Origin of the sequence: Corynebacterium sp. LK31, assembly GCF_014335015.1 — a bacterium.
Taxonomy (GTDB): Bacteria; Actinomycetota; Actinomycetes; order Mycobacteriales; family Mycobacteriaceae; genus Corynebacterium; species Corynebacterium jeikeium_D.
On record NZ_PDGW01000006.1, the window covers coordinates 256,410 to 280,037 of the forward strand.

20 protein-coding genes are annotated in these 23,628 nt (G+C 59.4%); 11 read left to right on the forward strand and 9 right to left on the reverse strand.

Annotated elements, in window-relative coordinates; all coding sequences use genetic code 11:
• Positions 1–1,650 carry a 1-acyl-sn-glycerol-3-phosphate acyltransferase gene (locus CRD18_RS01495; RefSeq protein WP_070866410.1) on the reverse strand — a complete coding sequence of 550 codons (1,650 nt, stop codon included), beginning with the start codon at positions 1,648–1,650 and terminating at the stop codon, positions 1–3.
• A gap of 442 nt (positions 1,651–2,092) precedes the next feature.
• Here CRD18_RS01495 and CRD18_RS01500 point away from each other — a divergent pair, with 442 nt between their 5' ends.
• From CRD18_RS01500 to CRD18_RS01525, 6 genes are all read left to right on the forward strand, one after another.
• Entirely contained in the window at positions 2,093–3,829 is a 1,737-nt protein-coding gene (locus tag CRD18_RS01500; protein ID WP_070566654.1) for a glycerol-3-phosphate dehydrogenase/oxidase, read from the forward strand.
• A 248-nt stretch (positions 3,830–4,077) separates the two neighbouring features.
• Complete coding sequence (locus CRD18_RS01505) at positions 4,078–4,827, forward strand: MIP/aquaporin family protein (protein ID WP_179078173.1); 750 nt, start codon at positions 4,078–4,080, stop codon at positions 4,825–4,827.
• 84 nt (positions 4,828–4,911) lie between these two features.
• Positions 4,912–6,468, forward strand: coding sequence for a glycerol kinase GlpK (gene glpK / locus CRD18_RS01510; protein ID WP_049171835.1), 1,557 nt, complete (start codon positions 4,912–4,914; stop codon positions 6,466–6,468).
• Between the two features lie 142 nt (positions 6,469–6,610).
• On the forward strand, positions 6,611–7,783 hold the full coding sequence (locus tag CRD18_RS01515; protein WP_187406461.1) for an alpha/beta hydrolase: 1,173 nt from the start codon (positions 6,611–6,613) through the stop codon (positions 7,781–7,783).
• Positions 7,784–8,038: 255 nt separating this feature from the next.
• On the forward strand, positions 8,039–8,374 hold the full coding sequence (locus CRD18_RS01520; protein WP_187406462.1) for a PadR family transcriptional regulator: 336 nt from the start codon (positions 8,039–8,041) through the stop codon (positions 8,372–8,374).
• Positions 8,371–9,213: a hypothetical protein gene (locus CRD18_RS01525; RefSeq protein ID WP_187406463.1), complete on the forward strand. Its 843-nt coding sequence runs from the start codon at positions 8,371–8,373 to the stop codon at positions 9,211–9,213. The genes CRD18_RS01520 and CRD18_RS01525 overlap by 4 nt, the downstream gene beginning before the upstream one ends.
• A gap of 334 nt (positions 9,214–9,547) precedes the next feature.
• On the opposite strand, the gene serS is transcribed toward CRD18_RS01525, so the two are convergent.
• Both serS and CRD18_RS01535 read right to left on the reverse strand, forming a co-directional pair.
• Positions 9,548–10,819 (reverse strand): serine--tRNA ligase, encoded by a 1,272-nt coding sequence (gene serS, locus CRD18_RS01530; protein WP_070767085.1) that lies wholly within the window; start codon positions 10,817–10,819, stop codon positions 9,548–9,550.
• 47 nt (positions 10,820–10,866) lie between these two features.
• The gene (locus tag CRD18_RS01535; RefSeq protein WP_016421665.1) at positions 10,867–11,517 is read right to left on the reverse strand and encodes a LysE family translocator; all 651 of its coding nucleotides are present in this window, start codon (positions 11,515–11,517) and stop codon (positions 10,867–10,869) included.
• Positions 11,518–11,711: 194 nt separating this feature from the next.
• Between CRD18_RS01535 and CRD18_RS01540 the strand changes: the two genes are divergently transcribed.
• The 3 genes from CRD18_RS01540 to CRD18_RS01550 all read left to right on the forward strand — a co-directional run bounded on the left by CRD18_RS01540 (position 11,712) and on the right by CRD18_RS01550 (position 13,978).
• Positions 11,712–12,965, forward strand: a complete 1,254-nt coding sequence (locus tag CRD18_RS01540) for a septum formation family protein (protein ID WP_240593260.1) — start codon at positions 11,712–11,714, stop codon at positions 12,963–12,965.
• A gap of 47 nt (positions 12,966–13,012) precedes the next feature.
• Complete coding sequence (locus tag CRD18_RS01545) at positions 13,013–13,357, forward strand: metallopeptidase family protein (RefSeq protein ID WP_038626990.1); 345 nt, start codon at positions 13,013–13,015, stop codon at positions 13,355–13,357.
• 75 nt (positions 13,358–13,432) lie between these two features.
• On the forward strand, positions 13,433–13,978 hold the full coding sequence (locus CRD18_RS01550) for a DUF1707 domain-containing protein (RefSeq protein WP_069359729.1): 546 nt from the start codon (positions 13,433–13,435) through the stop codon (positions 13,976–13,978).
• A gap of 35 nt (positions 13,979–14,013) precedes the next feature.
• Here the strand turns inward: CRD18_RS01550 and CRD18_RS01555 are convergent, their stop codons facing one another.
• Positions 14,014–14,805, reverse strand: coding sequence for a histidine phosphatase family protein (locus CRD18_RS01555; RefSeq protein WP_070652835.1), 792 nt, complete (start codon positions 14,803–14,805; stop codon positions 14,014–14,016).
• A gap of 3 nt (positions 14,806–14,808) precedes the next feature.
• The gene (pheA, locus tag CRD18_RS01560; RefSeq protein ID WP_049190938.1) at positions 14,809–15,744 is read right to left on the reverse strand and encodes a prephenate dehydratase; all 936 of its coding nucleotides are present in this window, start codon (positions 15,742–15,744) and stop codon (positions 14,809–14,811) included.
• A gap of 33 nt (positions 15,745–15,777) precedes the next feature.
• Here pheA and CRD18_RS01565 point away from each other — a divergent pair, with 33 nt between their 5' ends.
• Positions 15,778–17,166, forward strand: a complete 1,389-nt coding sequence (locus CRD18_RS01565) for an amidase (protein ID WP_049190935.1) — start codon at positions 15,778–15,780, stop codon at positions 17,164–17,166.
• Here the strand turns inward: CRD18_RS01565 and CRD18_RS01570 are convergent.
• The gene (locus tag CRD18_RS01570; RefSeq protein WP_049190932.1) at positions 17,163–17,972 is read right to left on the reverse strand and encodes a fructosamine kinase family protein; all 810 of its coding nucleotides are present in this window, start codon (positions 17,970–17,972) and stop codon (positions 17,163–17,165) included. The genes CRD18_RS01565 and CRD18_RS01570 overlap by 4 nt on opposite strands.
• 131 nt (positions 17,973–18,103) lie before the next feature.
• Here CRD18_RS01570 and CRD18_RS01575 point away from each other — a divergent pair, with 131 nt between their 5' ends.
• On the forward strand, positions 18,104–19,507 hold the full coding sequence (locus tag CRD18_RS01575) for an LCP family protein (RefSeq protein WP_241482465.1): 1,404 nt from the start codon (positions 18,104–18,106) through the stop codon (positions 19,505–19,507).
• Between the two features lie 104 nt (positions 19,508–19,611).
• On the opposite strand, the gene CRD18_RS01580 is transcribed toward CRD18_RS01575, so the two are convergent.
• The 3 genes from CRD18_RS01580 to CRD18_RS01590 all read right to left on the reverse strand — a co-directional run bounded on the left by CRD18_RS01580 (position 19,612) and on the right by CRD18_RS01590 (position 23,545).
• Positions 19,612–20,529 (reverse strand): DUF5926 family protein, encoded by a 918-nt coding sequence (locus CRD18_RS01580; RefSeq protein ID WP_048731261.1) that lies wholly within the window; start codon positions 20,527–20,529, stop codon positions 19,612–19,614.
• Between the two features lie 48 nt (positions 20,530–20,577).
• A complete protein-coding gene (locus CRD18_RS01585; protein WP_070546488.1) occupies positions 20,578–21,456 on the reverse strand; it encodes a hypothetical protein in 879 nt (292 codons plus the stop codon).
• Between the two features lie 127 nt (positions 21,457–21,583).
• On the reverse strand, positions 21,584–23,545 hold the full coding sequence (locus CRD18_RS01590) for a pyruvate kinase (protein ID WP_083296869.1): 1,962 nt from the start codon (positions 23,543–23,545) through the stop codon (positions 21,584–21,586).
• Positions 23,546–23,628 lie beyond the last annotated feature (83 nt).

Here is a 23,628-nt window from a genome sequence, read left to right on the forward strand (position 1 = left end):
CTACTTGCCGTCCTCACTGTTGTCATCTTCACCGTCATCGCAGAACCGATCGTGCAACAGCTGCAGCGTTGCAGCTACTCCCCCATGCTCGACAGTGTCAATTACCCAGTCCGCGTTCTTCAGCAAGGCCCAGTCCGCATCGGCCATAACTACCGGCATGCCGACACGCTGTGTAGCTTCCTCAAAGTTCGAGCGACCGGCGAAAAGAATCGCGGTTTCTTCCTTGCGAGCCTGCTTGCGCAGCGTGCTAACCACCGCATTTGTGACGTCCAGCTTGCTGGCGCCCTCCGGAAGTTCCACGACCTGCAGGTCAACCGATTCCAAAGCCGATAGATTCGGCTTATCTCCCGACTCGTGCAGAACAACGATTGTGGCTCCGACATCACCGAGCTGCTGCAAGGCCTTGATAGTTTCTTCGCTAATTGTGCCCGCGTCGTCGGCAAGCGATGCGGGGTAATCGAAGATAAACGTCTCCGGCTGAGCGGTGATGAGCTTGTTCAAGCGCTGTGGAAGCTTGTCGCGAATCATCATCGACTGGCCGATAAGACGGTAAACGGTCTGCTGCGTCTGTTCAACACCAGAGGCGGAGGCCTTCTCGAGCTGCACGTACGCTTCGCGGAACGTCACGCGCATCGAATCCGTGGCAGTACGCACGGACTCCTTGCTCTCCTTGGCGCCGGCGACGACATCATCAGCCATCTGTTCCACAGACTGACGGAACTGCGCCAACAGCGCGGTCGTCTGTTCCCTTCGACGAGCAGACTCCGCGCTCATCGTGTGCGAGGCATCGAGGAACTGCTGCCTGGTCTGATCGCCGAATTCACGCGCGTTATCGCCGAATTCACGCGCCGACTCGGCTAGCTTTTCCTTGAATGCAGCCAGGTCACCGCGCAAATGACGGATACGCTGGCGCTCTTCTTCGACTTTCAGGTCCTCTGCCTGTGCCTCTTCGAAAGTCGGTGCGCCACCGCCAAGACGAGCCGGCACCCAGTAGGCGCCCTTCGGCAGGGGACCTTCTTCAGCTGCGTACTCGTCCCAGAGCTGACGAACGCCCTGATCCATGATTTCGTGCAGCTTCTCGGTGGCTTCTGCCGGATCCCCCTCCGGTGTCCACGGTGGCAAAACCGTAATGTGAATCGGAGTATTGCTGCGGCCGAGATGCTTGGGGTGCCCCTTCGTCCACACGCGCTGGGATCCCACAATCAGCACGGGGATGATGGGCTTGCCGGTGCGCTGCGCCATACGCACTGCGCCGGACTTCAAATTCTTGACCTCGAAACTGCGCGAGATAGTCGACTCCGGGAAGATACCTACCAACTCGTCGTTTTCCAGCTTCGCGCAGGCCTCTTCGAAAGACTTGGAGCCGTCAGTGCGGTCGACCGGAATGTGCTTACAAGCACGCATGATTGGTCCGGCGACCGAGTGGTCGAACACTTCTTTCTTCGCCATAAAACGGACAAAACGGCGGTGCTTGCGGAATGGAAGACCGACATAGGTGAAGTCCATGTATCCGGTGTGGTTAGTAACGAGAACGGCCCCAGAGTCTTTCGGCACGTTTTCCCAGCCCTTAACGGTGAACTTCAAACCTTGGGCAAAGAAGACGGTGCGCGCCAATCCGATAATCGTTAAGTACACAGGATCCTTGAACATGGCCTTTACTCTACAATCTTTCGCACCCCTTAGCGGGGCAATATGTACTGGTATCTGAGACTCGTGAATAAATGTCGTTACAGGCTCATATTCATGTGTAAATGCGAGCGCAGTTCCAGTCATCGCCTCTCAAATACGCCACACGCCCGCCGTGCACCCATTGCCCACCCATCAGCCATCTTTGATACCCCCATTATGGGGGGGTTTATTGCCAGCTGACTTTCAGTCTAAAAGTGGAAAACCTCTATTAACATAGCCATCTACCTGCGGAAAATCGGACAACATTACTGGCGCGATTTTCGTGACTTTTTGCCCCATTATTTATATCTACGTAACCGTAGGTTGGCGCTCACAAGTAAGCCGAGTTTTGGTAACCTGAGCCGTGAGCCGAGAAATTCTCTTCGACGAAAAAATCAACGCCCCCACCGGGAAGGATTGGAAAATGTCGTCCTCTTCATCTCTCGCCCCATCTGCAGTTCTGAACAAGGAACAGCATGAAAAGACCTGGGAGAAATTCGGTACCGAGCAATACGACGTCGTCATTATCGGCGGCGGTTCTGTAGGCGCTGGCGCTGCGCTCGATGCCGCAACCCGTGGTTTGAAGACTGCGGTCATTGAAACTCGTGACTTCGCAGGCGGTACCTCTAGCCGCTCCTCAAAGATGTTCCACGGCGGTCTGCGCTACCTGCAGATGTTGGACTTCCGCCTGGTAGCTGAATCCCTGCGCGAGCGCGAACTGTCCATGTCGCATCTGGCACCGCACCTGGTTAAGCCACTGCGCTTCGTCTTCCCTCTGACTCACCGCGTATGGGAGCGTCCGTTCATGGCATCGGGCTTCTTCCTTTACGACGTCATGGGTGGCGCCAAGCAGGTTCCGATGCAGAAGCACTACTCCCGCAAGGGAACCCTGAAGCAGGCTCCGGGCCTGAAGGAAGATGCCGTGGTCGGCGGCGTTCGCTACTACGACACTCTGGTTGACGATGCCCGTCACACCATGACTGTCCTGCGCACCGCTGCTCACTTCGGCGCTGACGTCCGCACCTCCACCCAGGTTGTCGACTTCGTGAAGGAAGGCGAGCGCATCGTCGGCGCGAAGCTCCTTGACACCGACACTGGCGCGACCACCACTATCCGCGGCAACGTTTTCGTCAACGCCACCGGCATTTGGTCCGATGAGATTGAGAAGCTGGCTGGCGTCACCGGCAAGTTCCGCGTCCACACCTCCAAGGGTGTCCACATTGTTATTCCGAAGTCCGCTCTTGAGGGCTCGGTGGCAATGACCTTCGTGACTGAGAAGTCCGTCCTGTTCGTTATCCCGTGGGGTGAGTACTGGATTATCGGTACCACCGACACCGACTGGACCATGAACCTGGCAAACCCGGCAGCTACCCGCGCTGACATCGACTACATCCTCGATCACGTCAACGCCAAGGTTCGTCGTCCGATTACTTACGACGACATCGTCGGTGTCTACTCGGGTCTGCGTCCACTGGTGGAAGGCGACTCCGACTCCACCACCAACCTCTCCCGTAACCACGCTGTTGCCCACGTTGCTCCGGGCATGGTCTCCGTCGCAGGCGGTAAGTACACCACCTACCGCGTCATCGGTGCCGATACCATTGACGCTGCAGTCCAGGATGTCCCACGTAAGGTACCGGAGTCCGTCACCGCTGATGTCCCGCTACTCGGTGCTGATGGTTACCACGCACTGAACAACCAGAAGGCAGAGCTGGCCAAGCAGTTCGGTATCACCGAAAAGCAGGTCGAGCACCTGCTCAACCGCTACGGCTCCCTCATCTACGAGGTTCTGGCTCCGGCAGCCGAGGACAAGTCCCTGCTCGAGCCGCTGGAGGCCGCTGAGCAGTACATGCGCGCTGAGGTTCTCTATGCAGTGACCCACGAAGGCGCAAAGCACCTCGACGACATCCTGGAGCGCCGCCTGCGTGTCTCCATGGAGTACGCACACCGCGGTGTCGACAGCGCCCGGGCCACCGCTGAACTGGTTGCCCCAGCTCTGGGTTGGGACAAGGACACGATGGAGAAGGAAATCAAGGTCTTCATCGAACGTGTCGAAGCAACCCTGGCAGCTGAACGTGAGCTGACTGACAAGGCCGCTAACGAGATTGCTGCTCATGCAGTGGAGACTCGCGCGGATGTCGACGTCAGCCTCGACCGCTAGTTCATTTCCCACCCTCCCCTAGGTGGCCATACGAGTTAGCTCTTGAATGGCCACCAGCGCTGTAGCCACAACGAAATAGCTTCCTTCTCGGGAAAACGGCTTCGCACTTCAAAGGGCTGATGGGGTCGAAATAAAAGTGCCGGCGAAAAATAGTTTCTCGCCGGCATTTCTTATACCTAAAGAATTCTACGTTGCAAGATTCATCGTGACCTTGCCCGGTCACGACTCACAGAGAGTTTCTACATCTCATGGAGACAATCACAGGATCCCAGGCATTCCTCTGGGAGTTTTTCGGAACCGCCATTCTGATTCTGCTCGGTAACGGAGTCTGCGCCTCTATCAACCTCCGGACTACCCGCGCAGCAAATGCTGGTTGGATGGGCATTGCCTTCGGTTGGGGCATGGCTGTTTTCGCTGGCGCATCTATTGCCGACGTATCCGGCGGGCACTTGAACCCAGCGGTAACCGTCGCCCTGGCAGTCAAAGGCAGCCTGGCTTGGAGCCTGGTCCCCTACTATGCCGCAGGCCAGCTGTTGGGCGCATTCGTAGGTGCAATCCTGGCATGGGCCGCGTTTAAGCAGCTGTTCGATGCCAATGGCGTTGACGACAACGGCAATCCGACCAATGCGAATGCCGAAACCGGTGGCAACTTCTTCACCGCGCCGGTTCATCCAAATAACTTCTGGAATGCCGTCACCGAGTTCATCGCGACCTTCGTTCTGCTCGCATTCATCCTGTTCGGCCCAGCCGGCGGCGAGCTTGGCCCGCTGACCTACTTCGGTGTCTCGTTCATCATTGTGTCGATTGGTCTTTCCCTTGGTTCCCCGACTGGATACGCTATCAACCCTGTTCGTGACCTCGGCCCCCGTTTGGCCTACGCTTTCGTGCTCCCGATTAAGGGCAAGGGCGATGCGAACTGGGCATATGCATGGGTCCCGATTGTCGCACCGATGCTGGCAGCTGTGGCTGCAGGCGCTCTTGCCTTTGCCATCGGATAACGGGAATATGAGAGTAAACGCACAATAAAATAGCGCAAGTCCGAAAACTCACATTTACACACAATTTCGCTAGGAGTATCCCCCATGATGCACAGCAAATATGTCCTCGCCATTGACCAGGGAACTACTTCCACCCGCTGCATCATCTTCAACCATGACGCAGAGATCGTCACTATCGCCCAGATGGAGCACAAGCAGATCTTCCCGGAAGAGGGCTGGGTCGAGCACGATGCCCAGGAGATTTGGACCAACACCCGTCGCGTAGTCAGTGAAGCTCTCGCTGATGGCGACATCTCCTCCCAGGACATTGAGGCAATCGGTATCACCAACCAGCGCGAAACCACTGTCGTCTGGGACAAGAACACCGGTGAACCGGTCTACAACGCCATCGTCTGGCAGGACACCCGCACGAACGCCATCTGTAAGGAGCTCATGGGGGATGAAGGCGCGGACCGCTGGCGTGAGACCACGGGCCTGCGTATCAACTCCTACCCGGCAGGCCCGAAGGTGCGCTGGATCCTCGACAACGTCGAGGGCGCTCGCGAAAAGGCCGAGGCTGGCGACCTGCTCTTCGGCACCATCGACACCTGGCTGCTGTGGAACCTCACCGGCGGCGCAGAGGGAGACAACGGCGAATCTGCAGTCCACGCAACGGACGTCACTAACGCATCCCGTACTCTCCTGATGGACCTCAAGACCCTCGAGTGGGATGAGGACATTTGCCGTGAGATTGGCATTCCAATGTCGATGCTGCCGGACATCCGCCCGTCGGTAGGCGACTTCGGCCGCGTTCGCGCCCGCGATGCGCTGGCCGGCCTGCCCATTACAGGTATTCTCGGCGACCAGCAGGCCGCCATGTTCGGCCAGGGCTGCTTCGGCGAGGGCGACACCAAGAACACCTACGGCACTGGCCTGTTCATGCTGATGAATACCGGCGAGAACCCGAAGTGGTCCGAGCACGGCCTCATCTCCACCGTCTGCTACCAGGTCGAGGGTGAGAAGCCGGTCTACGCTCTCGAAGGCTCTGTCTCCATGGGCGGCGCACTTGTTCAGTGGCTGCGTGACGAGCTGCAAATGATTCCAAATGCCGCTTCCATCGAGAACAAAGCAAAGAGTGTCAAGGACAACGGTGGCGTGTACATCGTGCCGGCATTCTCCGGTCTCTTCGCTCCTCGTTGGCAGCCGGACGCCCGTGGCGTCATCGTCGGCCTGACTCGCTTCGTTAACCGCAACCACATCTCCCGCGCTGTGCTGGAGGCTGCTGCGTACCAGACCCGTGAGGTTCTCGATGCCATGGTCGCAGAATCCGGCACGGACATCACGACGCTGAGCGTTGATGGCGGCATGACCATGAACGAGTTCCTCATGCAGTTCCAGTCCGACATCCTAGATGTCACTGTCACGCGCCCGAACAACATTGAAACCACTGCTCTCGGCGCTGCATATGGTGCAGGTCTGGGCGTTGGCTTCTGGTCGAGCTTGGATGAGGTCAAGGCCCACATCACGATTGACAAGAAGTGGCGTCCGAAGATGGAGGCCGAAGAGCGCGATCGCCTGTTCCACCAGTGGAACCGTGCCGTTGAACGCACCTACGGCTGGGTCGAGGATACCGATGCTGAGGAGGCACCGAAGCCTGAATAAGTCCTCGTAAGAGCCTAAAAATGGCTCGGAAAACCGATTCGGTTTTCCGAGCCATTTTTATTATAAATTCAGGGCTTGTTTGTTATAATAAAATTATTATCACTACCATCCACTCCTCGATTGAAAATAGAAAAGAGCAATCATGCGTCGCGCATCGATTTTCACTGCGAGTGTGACCACCGCCCTGACTTTGGCACTGGCCACCCCGGCAGCATCAGCAGCCCCAACGGACTTCATCAAGAACCCGCTGGAGCCAACCCCTGACCCGCAGTCCACTGCAATGGTCGAACTGCCAACTACCCCGGCGCCGACCACTACAGTTGACGGACGCCACGTGACGGTCACCGACGGCTACATGACCTCACAGGATGGCAAGGGCACCCAGATTTACTGGAAGTCCAACACCATTCCGAACGCCAAGGCCACTGTCGTCGTCGTGCATGGCGCTGCAGAGCACCTGGGTCGCTACGAGTGGGTAACCGGCAAGCTTCTGAACGCCGGCTACAACGTCTACCGCCTCGACCACCGCGGCCACGGCCACACGGGTCAGGTTGAAGGCACTCCAGTTGCTCGTGGCCACATCGATGATTTCCACTCGCTTGTCGATGACCTGCACATGCTTGTAGAGAAGGCCAAGGCGGAGAACCCGAGCACGAAGACCTTCCTGCTCGGCCACTCCATGGGCGGTCTTGCTGTGGACTTCCACGGCATCAAGTACCCGGGCAGTGTCGACGGCATCGTCGCCAACGGCGGTGGCGCTCTGTTCAACCCCTACGGCGGCACGGACAAGGGCGAAACCATCACCCCAGAAGCCATGACCGATGTCCAGCGCGAAGCACAGCCGACGATTTACCAGCGTTTGCCGTTCCAGGACATGACTACTTTCAACACGCGCATGCTCAAGGAAGTACCGAACCGTACCGAGATGCGCGTCCCATCGCTGCCGGGCACTGACCTGATTCAGGTTGGCAACCCGCTGGGTGCGAAAACCTCTTCTTCCCAGGCAGTGCGTGATGAATACGGCACTGATCCGTACAACAACTCCAAGCTTTCGCTCGGCATGGCTCAACAAATGGCGTTTGCCGCCACCTACAACGGCACCAACTCCGTCGACTTCGTTGAGCCGACCCTGGTCATGATGGGTGGCCAGGATGAGATTGTGCCGCCGTTCTTCTCGCGTGACTGGTACAACGGTATCTCGTCCACCGACAAGCAGCTGATCGAGTTCGAAGGCCAGTTCCACGAGACCTTCAATGAGCCGGCACAGCATGAGGCCATTGCGACGGCTATTGCCTGGCTTGATGCGCGCATCTAATTGAACGCTAAATAGGAACCGATCTGCTTCCTAACAGTTACGAGTTCTTCATAGAGCTAACCCGGTGGAATGGGGGCGATTGTCTTCTGACAATTGCCCCCATTTTCTTTGCCCTGTTCTCTGCCAGCTGTATAGGCGTTCAGTACTTGGCAATACAAACTACTGTGCGTATAGTTGGTATTACAAGGTACTAGGTATGAAAAGCATTTTGCCCGGGCAGATTCCTCCATACCGCCGGAAAGAAAGCACAACGCTATGCCCAAACGTCCACAGACACAACTGAAGAAAGGGGTACTTGAGCTCGCCATTCTCAAGCTGATTTCTCGCGAAGAGCTCTATGGCGCGGCACTCGTCGCAAAGCTCAACGTCTACCCCCACCTCAGCGCGCCTGCGGGAACCGTCTACCCCCTGCTCTCGCGTCTGACCACCAACGGCTTGATTAGCAATCGCTGGGAGGAATCCCCCAAGGGGCCGCCTCGCAAGTACTACTCACTGACAGCCAAAGGAAAGCAAACACTCACGCAACTACATCAGGACTTCATCGATCTATCCGCCGACATGACCGCACTATTTTCCGAGGAGCCCCAATGAACACCTACCTCACTGCCATTGACCACAAACTGCGCGAAATCGGCATATCGCACGCACAACGCAAGGCGATCATCGCCGAGCAGGAGAGTCTTCTGCAAGAGCTTAACGACGTCCACGCGGACCTGGCCGAAGAGCTGGGAACGGCAACCGACTACGCAAATTGCGTAGCCGAACAAGTTGGTGAACCAAGCACCTTGCGCAGGTACCTCGCCAACCCGCTTCGGGTATTTACCAAAAGCGGTCGCGCTTCCCTGTGGAACATGGACGACCCGCGGATCCTCCAACCTCACCTGTTGGGTTTTGGCTGGTCTATCAACTGGGCCGCAGTAGCGACCAAGCTGGGGATTGTCCGACCGGACGATATTGACGGTGAGGTTATCTCTGAAATTCCGGCTCGCGCACTGCAGGCGACCGCTTTTCTCCCCGCGGCTGTGACGGTTGCGCACGGAGTCGCACTGACCAGGTGCTGGAAGCAGTTGCCTTCCGAAGTCCACACAAAATGGAAGCTAAACGGCGAGGCAGTTCAAAAGACAGCACCGAAGGAAACTCTGCTTCTTCCCTTCGTGGTTTCTACGGTCGGAGCTGGATTCTCAGCTGCTTCGCTGCTCAAGGCAGATGACCGCGAAGATACTCTGCGCGTCGCGTCCCTAAGCGCGCTCGCAAGCACAATTGCGCCATCTCAGCTGATCGGCGTTCTCACGGAAGAAAACTCCAAGCTCAATCCGGCCTTAGTCCACGCTGGTGTTGCTCTGACGTCGGTCGTGGCTTCGTCTGCCTGCCTCGTCCTGCCCCTCCGAGCTGGGCTGAAGGCTGCGTGGAAGAAAGCTGGAGCAGCTTAAATCACGGTGCAGGATACATCAGCAGGTGAAAGACACATCAGCAAAATTGCTGTAATCCCGAATGTTGTACACAACCTCTACCACCTCGAGTGAGGCTATCCCCCTGGTTCAGTTGTGTTTTCGGTTGTGTTTCTACTCTCAACCTTCCTGGTGTTTTTACCTTCTCAATCCCCCAATTAATTTTTTAGCGCAGCTAAACAAGTCACGCCTGAAAAAAGCCACTTCACGACACAGGCGTCACCTCATGCCAGCTGTGGAGGTGGCATGAGGTGACATAGGTGTCGTGAAGTCGCGGATGAACTGGGGCGGGGCCGCACCTGCTTAACCGGCTCGCTTAACCGGCTCGCTTAACCGGCTCGAGAACTTCCTTGCCCATCATGAACGGACGCAGCGCCTCCGGAATCACCACAGAACCATCGGCCTGCTGGTGGTTTTCCAAAATGGCGACCAGCCAACGCGTCGTGGCCAGCGTGCCATTTAGGGTGGCGCAGTACTGCGACTTGCCGTCGGCATCGCGGTAGCGGGTCTTCAAACGACGAGCCTGGAAAGTCGTGCAGTTCGAAGTCGAGGTCAACTCGCGGTAAGTGTTCTGCGTCGGCACCCACGCCTCGGTATCGAACTTGCGGGAAGCGGATGCACCCAGGTCGCCACCAGCAACATCGATGATGCGGTACGGAACATCGACCGCGGCCAGCATCTCGCGCTCCATGTTCAGCAGCTTCTGGTGCTCTGCCTCCGCCTGCTCCGGCGGACAGTAGGAGAACATCTCCAGCTTGTCGAACTGGTGCACGCGCAGGATTCCGCGGGTGTCCTTGCCGTAAGAGCCCGCTTCACGACGGAAACAGGAAGACCAACCAGCATAGCGACGCGGCCCCTCCGACAGGTCAATAATCTCGTTGGAGTGGTAGCCGGCCAGCGCGACTTCCGAGGTACCGACCAGGTAGAGGTCATCTTCCTGCAGGTAGTAAATCTCATCGGAGTGCGCACCGAGGAAACCAGTACCCGACATGGTCTCCGGACGAACCAGCACCGGCGGCACCATCAGCTGGAAACCGTTCTGAGTTGCCTTCTGAGCAGCCAGGTTCATCATGGCCAGCTGCAGCATGGCACCGTAGCCGGTCAGGAAGTAGAAGCGGGAACCGGAGACCTTGACGCCACGCTCCATATCAATAAGTCCCAGCGACTCACCGAGGTCCAGGTGGTCCTTGGGCTCAAAATCGAACTGTGGAATCTCGCCAATTTCCTCCAGCACGACAAAGTCATCTTCGCCACCGGCGGGCGCACCCGTAACGATGTTGCCAATCAGGTACTGCAGACGCTCGACCTCAGCCTCGGCTTCCTTCTGCTCCGCTTCGGCTGCCTTCACGGCGTCGGAAAGCTCCTTGGCCTTCTCCAACATGGCCGGACGCTCTTCCTTCGACGCCTGACCAATCTTCTTGCCGAAGCCCTTCTGCTCTGAACGCAGCGCGTCGGTGGAGGCAATAACCTCACGGCGCTTAGCGTCAGCTTCCAGCAGCTGATCGACCAATGCCGGGTCCTCACCACGGGTGCGCTGGGACTCGCGGGCTACTTCAGGGTTTTCGCGGAGAAATTTGAGATCAATCACGTCCCCTAGAGTACCTGGTTTACGTCGGCAAGCAGGCACAAGGCTTGCTAGAGTGCCGCTTCCGCTCCTGAGGCGACCAGCAGCGCGCCGAGGACGAGGAAGATCACGCCGGCGACAGTGTCAATCCACGGCCCTGCCAGCACCATTCGCTTGACGACGGCATCCGTCGACACCACGATTGCGATAAATAGGAAGAAAGCGATTTGGGAGACGATTAGCACCAACGTACAAAGCACAAGCGTCCCCACGGATGCGCCTGCGGGAATGAACTGTGAAAGCACTGCCGCGAGGAAGAGAACAATCTTCGGGTTCGACATGTTGGTGAAAAAACCCTGGCGGAACGTCGCCTTCGGTGACCGGAGCGCCTCACTTCCCAAGGCTGGTGCGGCACCGGCGCGCAGTTCGCGGAGAGTATTGATGCCTGCCTTGGCCATACTGATACCCATGTAAATGAGATAACAGCCACCGACAAGCTGGATTACGCCCATCAGCAAAGGATTGGCGGTGATGACAGCTGCGAACCCAAAAACTGTGAGGGTCATCCAGATAGTGGCGCCAGTACTGATACCCGCAACCGCTGCGATCGCGTGCTTTCGGGATTTGGTGGCAAGGCGCAGGATTAAGAAGACGTCAGGCCCTGGTGAGGCCATACCAATAATGTGGACGCCCAGCAGGCTGAGTAGTGCAGTCCAGGTCAAGACTCGTGTCCTCGGGTAGCGAACGAATACCGGACTATTGTAGTGCTTAAAGCTCTTGAGCAAATTTGGACCGCAAACTCGGGCAGAGCGTCGATGACTGAGCTCCCTGCAACGGCATCAACGCTCATGGCAGCGTTGTCGCTTTTAGCGTTACCTTGTCCACAGGCTCATTGGCGGTGCACAATGGGGTCACTATGGCTGATGACAATATGAACCAGGATCGCGAGCACGCTGCCGCCACAGACACTGACTCCGGTGCAGGTACTGGCGCAGATGCCAGCGCTGGTGCATCCTCCGCAGCCGGCAACGATGCCAACGCTTCGAATAACTCCCGTGGAAGCTGGGGAATGCGCGCTTTGTCGACGGCAATGCTGGTTGGCGCCGCGGGAATGGCATTCGCGCTGCAAGCGGGAGTCATCGAGCCACCGAGTGGGCCACTTGGGGGCAAGGGTTCGTCGGCAAGCGCGTCATCGTCGACAACGACGACCATCGTCGACAAGGAGACGACGGCGTTCACCAGCGCAACCGCGGGCAACTGTCTGGACTGGAATCTGGCAGAAGATTTGAATGTTTCTGACTTCCGCGTCGTGCCCTGTGAGCAGCCGCATGCTTATGAGGTCGCCAAGAAACTGAATCTCGCCGATTACGAGGAACATCCGGGGCAATACGCCAAAACTGCCAACTACCCGACAGCGGACAATTTGGTGGCTCTGCAAAATGGCGTGTGTCGCAACACTGTGACTGAATACCTGGGCGGCCAGTACGATCCAGACGGTCGATTTATCACGGCGCCGATCATTCCTTCACCTAGCCAGTGGGAAAAGGGTGACCGAACCTTCCTGTGCGGTATCCAGGTCGTCGATGAAGACGGCAACACGGCGCACATGTCCGGTCCTGCGGCCGGGCAGGACCAGTCCCGCGTGTTCGAAGGCGGCCGCTGCGTGACATTGGACGAAAACGGCGCCATCCGCCAGGTGCCGTGCGTGGAAGATCACCTGATGGAGTCGACGGGAGTTGTCAATCTCCGCGACCATTTCGGTGACAACGTCCCCACTGACCAGGAGCAAAATGATGTGCTCGCGGAACAGTGTGTGACTCTCGCGCAGAATTACCTCGGCGGTGACGACCCGCTGTATAACTCGACGCTACTGCCATTTTGGACGTCATTGTCGCAGGAGTCGCTCAATGCCGGCTCGCGCAGTGTGAACTGCTGGTTGATTAAGGACAATGGCCAGGGCGGGTTCTCCACTCTCAACGGCCACGCTAACGAGTCCTTCACTATCGACGGCCAGCCGCCCGTAGCTCCGCCACCGCGCAATCCGCTGCGGGAGGAGCAGGGTGACGCTGGCGCTGGCGCTGGCACAGGTGACGTCGGTGAGGTCGGTGCCGACGGTACTGGCGCAGGAGCAGGCGCTGCGGATAACGCAGTCGCTCCCGCCGGACAATAGAACAATCGGCCAGTAAAACAAGAGGACATTGCGAGGCAGCACCATAAATGGTTGACGTTAGCCCGGAGCGGTTCGATGCACTTGTCGATGAGGCCATCGACCGCATCCCCACGCAGTTTCTCGACCAGCTCGATCAGGTCATCATCCAGGTCCACCCGTATAACCTCGACGAACCCACACTGCTGGGCCTCTACGAGGGCATACCTCTGACCGAGCGTTCTAACAACCACTGGGGTCCGCCTGACCAAATCAGCCTGTATCGCGACATGCTCTGCCGCATCAGCCGCACCGAAGAGGAGCTGGTGGAGCAGATTCGGGTCACTCTCCTGCATGAAATCGGGCATTATTTCGGCCTCGAAGAGGAGGATTTGGACCGACTCGGCTACGGATAAGTTTGTCCCGCCGTGCACGGTCTCGTTCCTCTCGGCTTCTTCACGGCAGCTTTCTTCCTTGTAACCTTAATAATCATGAGCGACAACTCGAGCGAGAAGCCAGAAATCAGGGTCGGCGATAGGGAGCGCAACGCTGCCATGGAGCGTCTCGGCAATCATTTCGCTGACGGCTACTTGGATGTCGATGAATTCTCCAAGCGCGCCGAAGCTGCCGCAGTCGCTAAAACCCGCTCCCAACTACAAACACTCTTCGCAGACCTGCCCGCTGAGACATCCCCCGAGAGTTCACAGGGCACCCCGGCTAAACCGCAGCACCAAAGTGTCGATCAAGAGCTGCAGACTCTGATGAAAAAGGGCCGCCAGCTCAACATTGTTGACTCTGCTGCAGGCATCATCGTATGTGTCTCTATCGTTCTGATGTTTGCAACCAATATCGACAACGCATGGCTCGGCTTCATCGTCGCTGCGGCCGTTGCCCTCATCGGGCGCGCCGCACTGAACATCAATGATGACGAAGAAAAACTCCTCAACGAAATCAACGAAGCGGAATCCAAGCGTCGCACGGAACGCCTACGCCTGGCAGCTCAGAAGCGCCGCGAGATTCAGGAAGGCCAGCAATAACGGCCAGCAGTAACGGTCGCCGCCCAGCTGCCTGTCTAAGGCAACTCGCTGTCGCCCCAGCGGCGCACATCCCACGTGCCCGGTTCAATGCCAGCAGGCTTGCCGACGTCCACAGCGCTCGGAACCAGCTCGATTCGCTCAGTATTGGCAATGCGGTGCCGCAGTGCGTATTCCGGATTCACCCCGGTCAGATACTGCCCAATCAGACGAATAGCCGCGCCGTGGCTGACAATGACGACATCCTTGTTGCCGCCCTCCTTCGACTCCTTGGATTCACCACCTGTCGCTCCTGTCTGCTCCAGCAGCTGCTGTATCGTCGGCAGGTAGCGATTCAGCACGTCAGCACCGGATTCACCGCCGGGAAGGCGGTACTCCAGCTCCCCATTGAGCCACTGGTAGAAGGCGCGCATGTACTCCATGTGCGCATCGCGATCATTGCGCCCCTCCAGGTCACCGGCCTGAACCTCGTGGAGGCCACCCTCATGGCGGATGCGAACAGAAGTCTCTCCCAGGTGGTGCAGACTTGCGACCGCGCCTGCGCCAGTCTGGCGGGCACGCAGGGCATGGGATGTGACGATGTCACCGATTCTGTGCACGTCGGGAAGCAAAAGACGTCCCAGACTGCGCGCCTGCCTCACACCGAGGTCGGTGAGCGGTGCGCCCGGCAATGCGGTATCCAGACGGCGGTTGATGTTGCCGGTGGTCTGCCCGTGGCGGATGAAAATGATGCGCTGGGAATCAACCGGCATGACAGATTCAGGGCGGTCTGGGCGGTCATCGAGGAAAGGCAGCTGTCCAACTGGATTTTCGGGCGCGGCGGGTGTCATGTTTTACCTTCGTCCTTCCTTAAGCGCGTCGACCCACTCAATTGACTGGGAGATATCCGGCGGCGGGGTCATAATGCTGCGGCGACCGCCCTCAGCGACCGGCCAAGATCCCAGATACCGCAGGTCTTCGGCGTATTCGTGCAGTGCCGCGAGAGCCGCCGCAACCTGTGCATCATCAACGTGGCCGTTGCAGTCGATGTAGAAGCGGTAGAGGCCGAAAAGCTCGCGTGTCGGCCGTGACTCGATGCGGGTGAGGTTGACCTGTCGCACTGCGAACTCATTCATGGCACGCATTAGTGTGCCGGGCTGGTTCGGCAGCGTGAAGGAGACCGAGGTGCGGTCGGCGCCGGTGCGCGGCGTCGGCACGCCGGGGCGCCCCACCAGCAGGAAACGGGTGCGGGCACCGCGCACGTCGGCGACCTCAGTAGCCAGCGCCTCCAACCCGAGCAGTTCACCCGCGCGGGCCGGGGCAGCGCAAGCGTCGCGGGTGCCCTCGGCGACCTGGTGGGCCGCCGCCGCATTGGAGCTGGCCTGGTGAACTTCCACGCCCGGAAGGTTGGCGTCCACCCACTGTTTGACCTGCGGATACGCTACGGGATGTGTCGTAAAAGTACGCACCTGTTCCACCGTCGTACCGGGACGGACCAGGATAGAGAACACCACCCCGACCTCGGTTTCGCGGAAAACCTGCAGCTCTGGCCCAGCGGCGAGGGCATCAAAAGTTGGTGTAACGGGACCGTCCACGCTGCTCTCGATAGCCACGCAGGCAAAGTCCGCTTCCCCTCGGCGCACGGCTCCAAGCGCAGCCGCGGGGCTATCCACCGGCACCGCATTGACCGCGGATTCCCCTGCCGGATCAATCTCGCCAGCACGCGCCATGTCCCACAGCGCCTGCTCGGTGAATGTGCCCGCAGGACCCAAATAAGTAACCGTCGTCATAAGCTCAGAGTAGAGGGCTTCTACACTTATTGCATGACCTCTTCTTCCGAGATGCCCGCCCGCGCCCTCACTGAAGCCGTGCGCAGTGGCGCAATCTCGGTATCGGAAATCGTTTCGGAATTCGCCACGCTTGCCGACGACGCCGCGACCAATCCCGCCCGTTTCGGTATTGCCACGTCCTTGGCCGAGCACGCTGTCGACCGCGCGCGCAGCCTCACTGCCGAATCCGAACCCGCCCGGCGCGCTAGCCACGGACTCCCGCGTGACCTCCTAGGTCTGCCAGTGGCAATCAAGGACCTATTCACCATCGCTGGTGTCGAATGCACGATGGGCTCGACCAACTTGGCTTTCACCGCCACCGAAACCTCGGAACCCGTGGCGAAACTGCTGGCTCGCGGCGCGGTCCTCACGGCGACAACGCACACCTCCGAGGTCGGGATGACGGCCTACACCGAGCCGATTGGCTACCCGGCCCCAGAAAACCCCTACTTCGCCACGCCCAATCAGCTGTCCAATCAGCCGGATACCACGCCACGCACTCCCGGCGGTTCCTCGGGCGGCAGCGCGGTGGCTGTCGCAACTGGTGTCGTTCCCGCAGCTCTGGGCTCTGACGGCGGCGGTTCTATCCGTGTGCCCGCCGCCTGCTGTGGCCTCGTTGGGTTGAAGCCAGCACACGATATTGCGGGTGGAAATCTCTCCACGCCCGCCTTCCTCACTCGCACAGTTGATGACGCAGCACTGCTGGCCGGGGTGCCACTTTCCGCAACCCCGCATGCTTTCCGACGGCCCCAGCGTCCCCTTCGCATCGGTGTCACTGTCAGCCCTTTTCATGCTGAGGTGGACGTCGATAAGCGCTGGGCAAACGGTGCGTGGGCGGCGGCTGACCGTCTTGCCGACGCCGGGTACGACGTGGTGGAAGTGCCCAGCCCCTACGATCCGGCAGGTCCGGACGTGTTCGAGATTTTTCGACGGACCATCACGCGAATGGCCACGAAATTGCCGCGCGCGGACTACTCCGAGATTGTGCAGTGGATTCGAGCCTGTGGCCAGGAGATTTCCACAGCAGAGGCGGCGGCGACACATCAGCAGCGGATGGCTCTGCCCGGCGCGATTCGGTCGCGTTGGGAAGTCGATGCGGTGATTACGCCAACGCTGGCGTTTGATCCTCCGCGTATTGGGCATTTCTCTGCGTTGGCGCCGTGGGAGGACTTTGACGAGCAAACCCGGTGGACACCGTGGTTGTCGCTGTGGAATCTGACTGGGTGGGCAAGCGTGTCCGTGCCCATTGCTGTGCCGGACACTAGCGGCAGCACGCCCAATGCGAAGCTCCCCGCCACCAGCGTCAACATCGGTGCGGTGCGCTGCGGCGAGGCAGAGCTACTGGAGATGGCTAGCGTGCTGGAGGCTGCTAACGCCAACTAGCGCACGTACTTCGCCGCCATTGCCGCCGCCTGTCCGGCGTATCCGCCACCAAATAGCACCGCGTGCATGAGCACGGCGTAGAGCTGATGGAGTTCGCAGCTCTCGGCGAAATCCGGCAGCGGATGTACGGATTCGTAGCCACGCAAGATCTCGTCGAAATGCGTTGCCCCGAATAGCGCCAGCAGTGCCAGATCTTCCTCGCGGGCTCCGCCGTGCGCCGCGGGGTCAATCAAGATCGCGCCGTCTGCATCCCACATGAGGTTTCCCCACCACAGGTCACCGTGGACACGCGCAGCATCTGGCTCGTTGTCGAAATCCCCAGCCAAGAGGCGCTCAATGAGCTGGTCAAAGATATCTAGCTGACGGTTATTGTAGGAGCTTTCCAACTTTCCCAGCGCTGGCAGCAGACGCCCTTTCGCCCAGTATTCACCGAAGCTCTCCCGTGGAGTCAGGTCCATCTGCAGGGGCTGATCCAGTGGACCGAAGTAACCGTGCCCCTCCCACCCATCGGGGCCGGCACCCCAGCCAACGGCGCCCAGATTGTGGGTAATGGCCAACGATTTTCCGAAATCGTACGCCGCCTGTGGAGTCGGCGCTTTCGACTCAATTCGACGCAATTTCAGCGCATGCCCGCTCACGCCCAGCACCTCCACTACGCGCGCACCGCCGTCAGATTCGCCCTCGCGCAGCCAACCCAGCCCCGCCGCCTCACAGGCGAAGAAATCCCTAGGGACACCATGCCGGCTCTTGACGTAAACATCCGAGTCGTTGACTGCACGTTCGTTGTTCTGGTTCATTGCGGACATATTTCCAGCATATTCTTCTTCGTTCCCAACCCCTTTCAGCACGTCGCATGCAGGGTAACGCCAGCGCTACCAAGACTTGTATTGCTGTCTCGGTTCTCTTAGTCCACTGTCGTTGCCTATTCTTTATTGGTATGGAAGGCAACTTCGACGACTCGCGCATTGCCCGCGACCGATACGGTAGGCCGCTTAAAGATCGCTATGGCCGCCCCATCTACCGCCGTGTGGACGAGGCGTCGCCGAAGCATGCCGGCCCCCGTGAGGCCGATTCGCGTGGCGCTTCACGACGCCCCATCCCGCCCCGTTCCGACCGCCCATCTAGGGCAGGGGCAGCCCGCCCAGCGCCTATGCCTCCGCGCAGGTCTAGGCCGCAACCGGAACGTCGGCAGGCGCCACTGAACGAAACGCGCATTGAGTCCCGTCCACCAATGAACCGGGCCGGTAGCGGACGCGCTGGCAGCGATCCGCGGTTTCCCCCACCCGGATATAATCCGGATGCGGATTTCCAATCTTCCTCGCGCGGCTCGTCACAGGACTACTACAGTGCCCCACAAGCAGCGAGTTCTGGCCGTGGTGGACGCCGTGGCAGTCGTGACGGCGCCGGCGTCAGGTCTGGGTTCCGCATGCCACGCTTGCGACTGCCACGCTTGCGCTTTAAATCCATCATCCTGCTTCTCGTCATCTTCCTTGTCGTCACGATGGCACTTGTCGACATCCGCCTGACCAGGGTCGATGCGTTCTCCGGTCTGGCAGATCGCCCTGCCAATACGATGTCCTCCAACTGGTTGCTTGTCGGTTCGGACTCTCGTACGGGCTTGTCAGAGGAAGATGCCGCCAAGCTGTCGACGGGCAGTGGTGATTTCGGCCAGCGCACCGACACCATCATGATTGCCCACATTCCGGTGCTCGGTAAGCCGAAGTTGGTCAGTATCCCGCGTGACTCCTTCGTGGATATCCCGGGCAATGACAAGAACAAGATCAATGCGGCATTCGCATTTGGTGGCCCCCAGTTGCTCATCGATACCGTAGAGAAAAACACTGGAATCCACATCGACCACTACGCCGAAATTGGCTTTGGCGGTTTCGCCGGTGTCGTCGATGCTGTCGGTGGTATCGAGATGTGCCCTGAAGAAGCCATCGACGATCCGCTGGCGGGCCTGAATATCCAGGCCGGTTGCCAGAAATTCGACGGCGCGGGCGCCCTGGGTTACGTGCGCACGCGTGCTACCGCCCAGGGAGACTTGGACCGCGTAGAGCGGCAGCGTGAGTTCATGAGCGCGCTGATGGGACGCCTGAAATCACCTGCGGTATGGCTCAACCCCTACCGCTGGATTCGCCTGGCCAATGCTGGCACTAAGGCCGTGTTCGTCGGCGATGGTGACCATGTCTGGCATCTGACCTGGCTGATGTTGCGCATGCTCTTCGGTTCCGATTCCCTTACCGTGCCCACCTCAGGCGCCATGGATACCGGTTATGCGGGCAATGTGCTGCTCTGGGACGAAATCGAAGCGCCAGCACTTTTTGCGGAGCTGAGATAGTCAAGAAGGTAGCTAAAACAGCTTCAGATAGCTTTCGAGACAACTAACGCGTGTGACTTAGCATTTTGCTGAGCCACACGCGTTAGTTCTTAAACCAGCTACGCCTAGTTCCGAATGGTCACCTGACGGGACACGATGGTCTCACGGGACTTGCGCTCTTCGGCGGTCAGCGGCTCTTCGCTGGCCAGCGCCTCAGCGATACGCTTGTCGGCCTCTTCCACGGCAGCAATCCAGTGGTCGTGCGGCTTGGTGTTATCCAGGTCCCAGACCGGCACCAGCAGGCCATCGGTGCGGAAGACACCAGCGAACTTAGTGCCCTCTCCCAGCGAAAGGTTGTCCGCAGCGTGCACGCGTGCCAAGGCGTCCAGCAGTGGCTTCTCATCTTCACGGCGCACCCAGCGGATGTGAGCGCGCTCGCCCGGATCAATCCACCACACAGCGCCAGCGACCTTCGCATCCAGGCGGTACGACGGGAGAATCGCGTCGTTAGCCACGGCCAGGTTCTGCTCGATCATCGGGGTGCGTTCAATGCCCTTGGGAATCCACCACTCGAAGTCCTGGTGGACCTCCAGGTTGTCGAGATCCACGGCGGTCAGGACGTCGGTAAGCGGTGCGGCCTCGCCGTCAGTGGCGGAGGAGAGCTGCTGGCCCGGCTCTGCGTCACGGGCCCATGCCAGCGCACGGGAGAGATCCGCAGCGCCGTCATTGGTGCGCGCCTGCGTCTGCAGCGCGACGAAAGCCTCATTGCCCTGGTCAGCGGCACGCGTCAGGGCAGCAACGCCGCCTGGCAGCACGGTGCAGAGCTTGATGTCACGCTCGGCGTCAGCGACCGTGACCGGAATGACCACAGCCGGAGCGAACTCGCGGACAGCCACGATGTCAGCCTCTTCGTCGAAGTCCTTGAACGGACGCGGATTACCCAGCAGCGCTGCACGCTCAGCAGCGCGGGCTGCCAGCTTCGCCTGACGACGGCTCATGCCCTCCGGGGCCTGATTATTCTTCTTACGAGATTTCTTTCCCACAAGGCCACAGAATACCTATTCGCTCTCCGTAATTCGCGACTGCCTGGGCTACTTATAAAAATCGTCGACGAATTCGCTCGCCGTTCCTTCGAAAAGCTGCTTGTCGACGGCCATTGCGCCCGCCTCCCCTTGTTCATCGGTAGCTTCGCTGGGGATGAAGCCCTTGGACCAGAAACCGGGCTGGGTGCGTTCGCGACCGGATCCAACGGGAATGTTGCGATGCACTTCCTCGGGAGCCAACACGTAGCCGAGTAGCCGCGCTGTGAGGGCAGTCGTCACACAAGCTAAAACGGTGATGATTCCGGCCTGGAAGTACGTCCGGGATACGTCGGCAGCGATAAACCACCCCACTGCAAGTGGCCACAAAACGCAGGCCAGATACCAGATAAAGCGACCTGGCCCCATTACGGCAGTGACTCCTGTTTCAGCCAACGCGACCACGGGCCCCGTGATGTTGCGCACTGGCCACATGTGCATCGTGCGCACATCCGTTGCCGTGCGCGACAGTAGTGGGCGGGCATACGTTGCGCGGTCACGCAGCACCTGGAGGGTCTTGTAGACCGAAAAACCCAGCCCAATGAGGGAAACCATTCCACAAAGACCGAAAGCCCATGCTCCAAACTCACCGAGGAGGGAAACCACTAGGTCCTGACCGGGGCTCAGGATGCTCATCCAGACGAAAACGGTAAATGCGGCGAATACTCCGGCGCCGCTCATCGCCCATCGAAAGACGCTGTCCGCGCGCTTGCGAACAATCTCATCGGCCTTCCAGCGCGGCGTCGCACCCGTGATAGTCGAATCCGAGACAGTCGGCTGCCAGTTCTGCTGCGATGGCAGCACCACCTGAGGTGGGGACTGCTGCGGCTGCTGCTTTGGAGACTGCGGCGGCACAGCCCACCCCGCGTTTTCTGCCTGTTCATTAGACATTTTCCGCAGGGCTCCTCTCTCGCGTCTCTCTCGCGCGGCTGGCTTCTTCCGCAGTCTTTTCTCCAACGGCGTTTTTTGGGTGCGCTCCCCTAACCTACCTAAACTAGCCCGGCCACTAACCCAGCCACTAGTCCGACCAGCTGCGAATCTTCCGCAGCATGATGCGGCTCTTACGCTGCGAACGACCCATCTTCCGAGCCAGGTTGTTCAAAATCGCGATGGCCTCGGTGATGTGCGGCCCCTTGTTCAGCATCACGCACTCGGCACGCAGGGCGAAAGCCGCATCGGTAATCTCCGCGCGGGAAGGCAGGCCGGCCTTGGCCATATTCTCCAGCACCTGAGTACCCAGAATGGTCGGCACTCCGGCTGCCTGCGCCAGCGTCAGAATCTGGCCTGGGACCTCACCCATGCGGTCGAAGCCCAGTTCCACAGCCAGGTCACCACGAGCAATCATCAGACCGGACTTGGCGCGCTTCATGCTGGCGATGATGATTCCCGGCAGATTCTGGAATGCCGGAATAGTCTCAATCTTCAGCACAACACCCAGGTTCCGAGCCTTCGACGCCAGGTCCTCGCGGCCCGCAGCCTCATGTTCCGCCGCAATCTCATCGAGCACCTTGTAAACGTACTCAGCATCCCCCTGCGTGCGAATAAAGCTCACCGCAGCAATATCCGCATGCTCCACCACAAAGCGCAGGTGCTCAATGTCTTCGTCGGTAAGCGAATTGAGTGGCAGGTCGGTGTTCGGCAGATTGATGCCCTTATGCGCCGCCAGCGGCTGACCATTCGGCTTCGTACGCAGGACACGCAGCCGGGCATCGACGTGACTATCTTCGCTTGACGACGTCTCGGAGACCTCAACCACCTCAGCGCCAAGTGCACCGTCGTCGAAAAGTACCGGATCGCCCGGTTTCAGAGCTGCCACGGCAGACGGCAGCGAGCAGGAGACACGAGGAATCTCGTCATTTGTGCGTGGAATGGTGGTGATTTCCTCGCCGCTGGTGAGAATAAACTCATCACCGGTGTAGAAGCGCAGCTTTTGCACGGTCGGTGGCACACCACCAGCGCGCGTGACCTCGTAGTTGCTGCGCAGGTGTGTTCCCTCGGCAATCCAGGCGTTCTTTTCGCCCTCGGCGAGGACAGCCTCGACCTCGCCCTCGGAGTCGGTGTCGATGCGCACAACGGTGAAGTGACGCTTCGCCGAGCGGGAGTCATGCAGCGTAATGACATCGTCAAGCTGCAGCTGTTCCAACCACCCCTGATCTGCTTCCAACGGCAGTGCGGGACGCCCCGGCAAATCGCTCGGAGCTGGCTTGGGGTGCTCATCCAGTCGCGGAGTCAGCCAAATCTTGGACTTGGAGATGACCGTGCCAGCGTCGTCACGCACAACACGGGCGCGCCCCACACGCGGCCCCGGTTCGATATCGCCCGTGCGCAGCTTCGGACCAGCCAGATCCATGGACACGAAGATGCGGCGACCGGCCTTCTCAGCTGCAGCATTGACGTTGTCAATCATGCGGCTCCACTGCTCAGGTCCGTCGTGGGCGCAGTTGATGCGAGCGAGATCCATGCCAGCGGCAGCGAAGCTCTCCACCAACTCTGCATCGTCGGCGGCCTCGGCGGGCAGGGTCACCATAATGTGCGAAGTGACATCCGCGCGCTCCTGACCGAACAGCTCGGTGGCGTTGTTATCCAGGGCAATATCCGCGCGCTCATCGTCGGCAATAATGCGGGCGACATCGATGTCTGAGGTGCGCCCCGCCAGCGCCAACAGCGCGTTGAGAGCGAGCTCAAGGCGCCCCCGGGTGAAAGTCTCCACCGTGGTCAGACTGGTCACGCCGAGGTCGTGCAAGCTGTTTTGCAGCTCACGGATGTCAATTGTGCGCAGGTGTGCGTAGTGCAGCAGGTTTTCCGCGTGCCGACGGCGCTCTTCCGGCACCTCTGCGAGCAGTGCAGAAGCCTCCACCGAGACGTCGTCCAACTCTGTGATCAGATCAGTGACCTTGCTGATGAGGTCATCCAGACGCGGTACGGCCGCGCCGCTTTCAGTGTTGTCAGTTGCTGTGTCTTGAGGGCTCTGCGCTGCCATAGAGAAGGCACTCCTGTGTTGAAGACGAAGCGTTGGCCAGAGTCGGCCACGCGGGCCAATAGAAGGTGGGCATTCTCATTCTC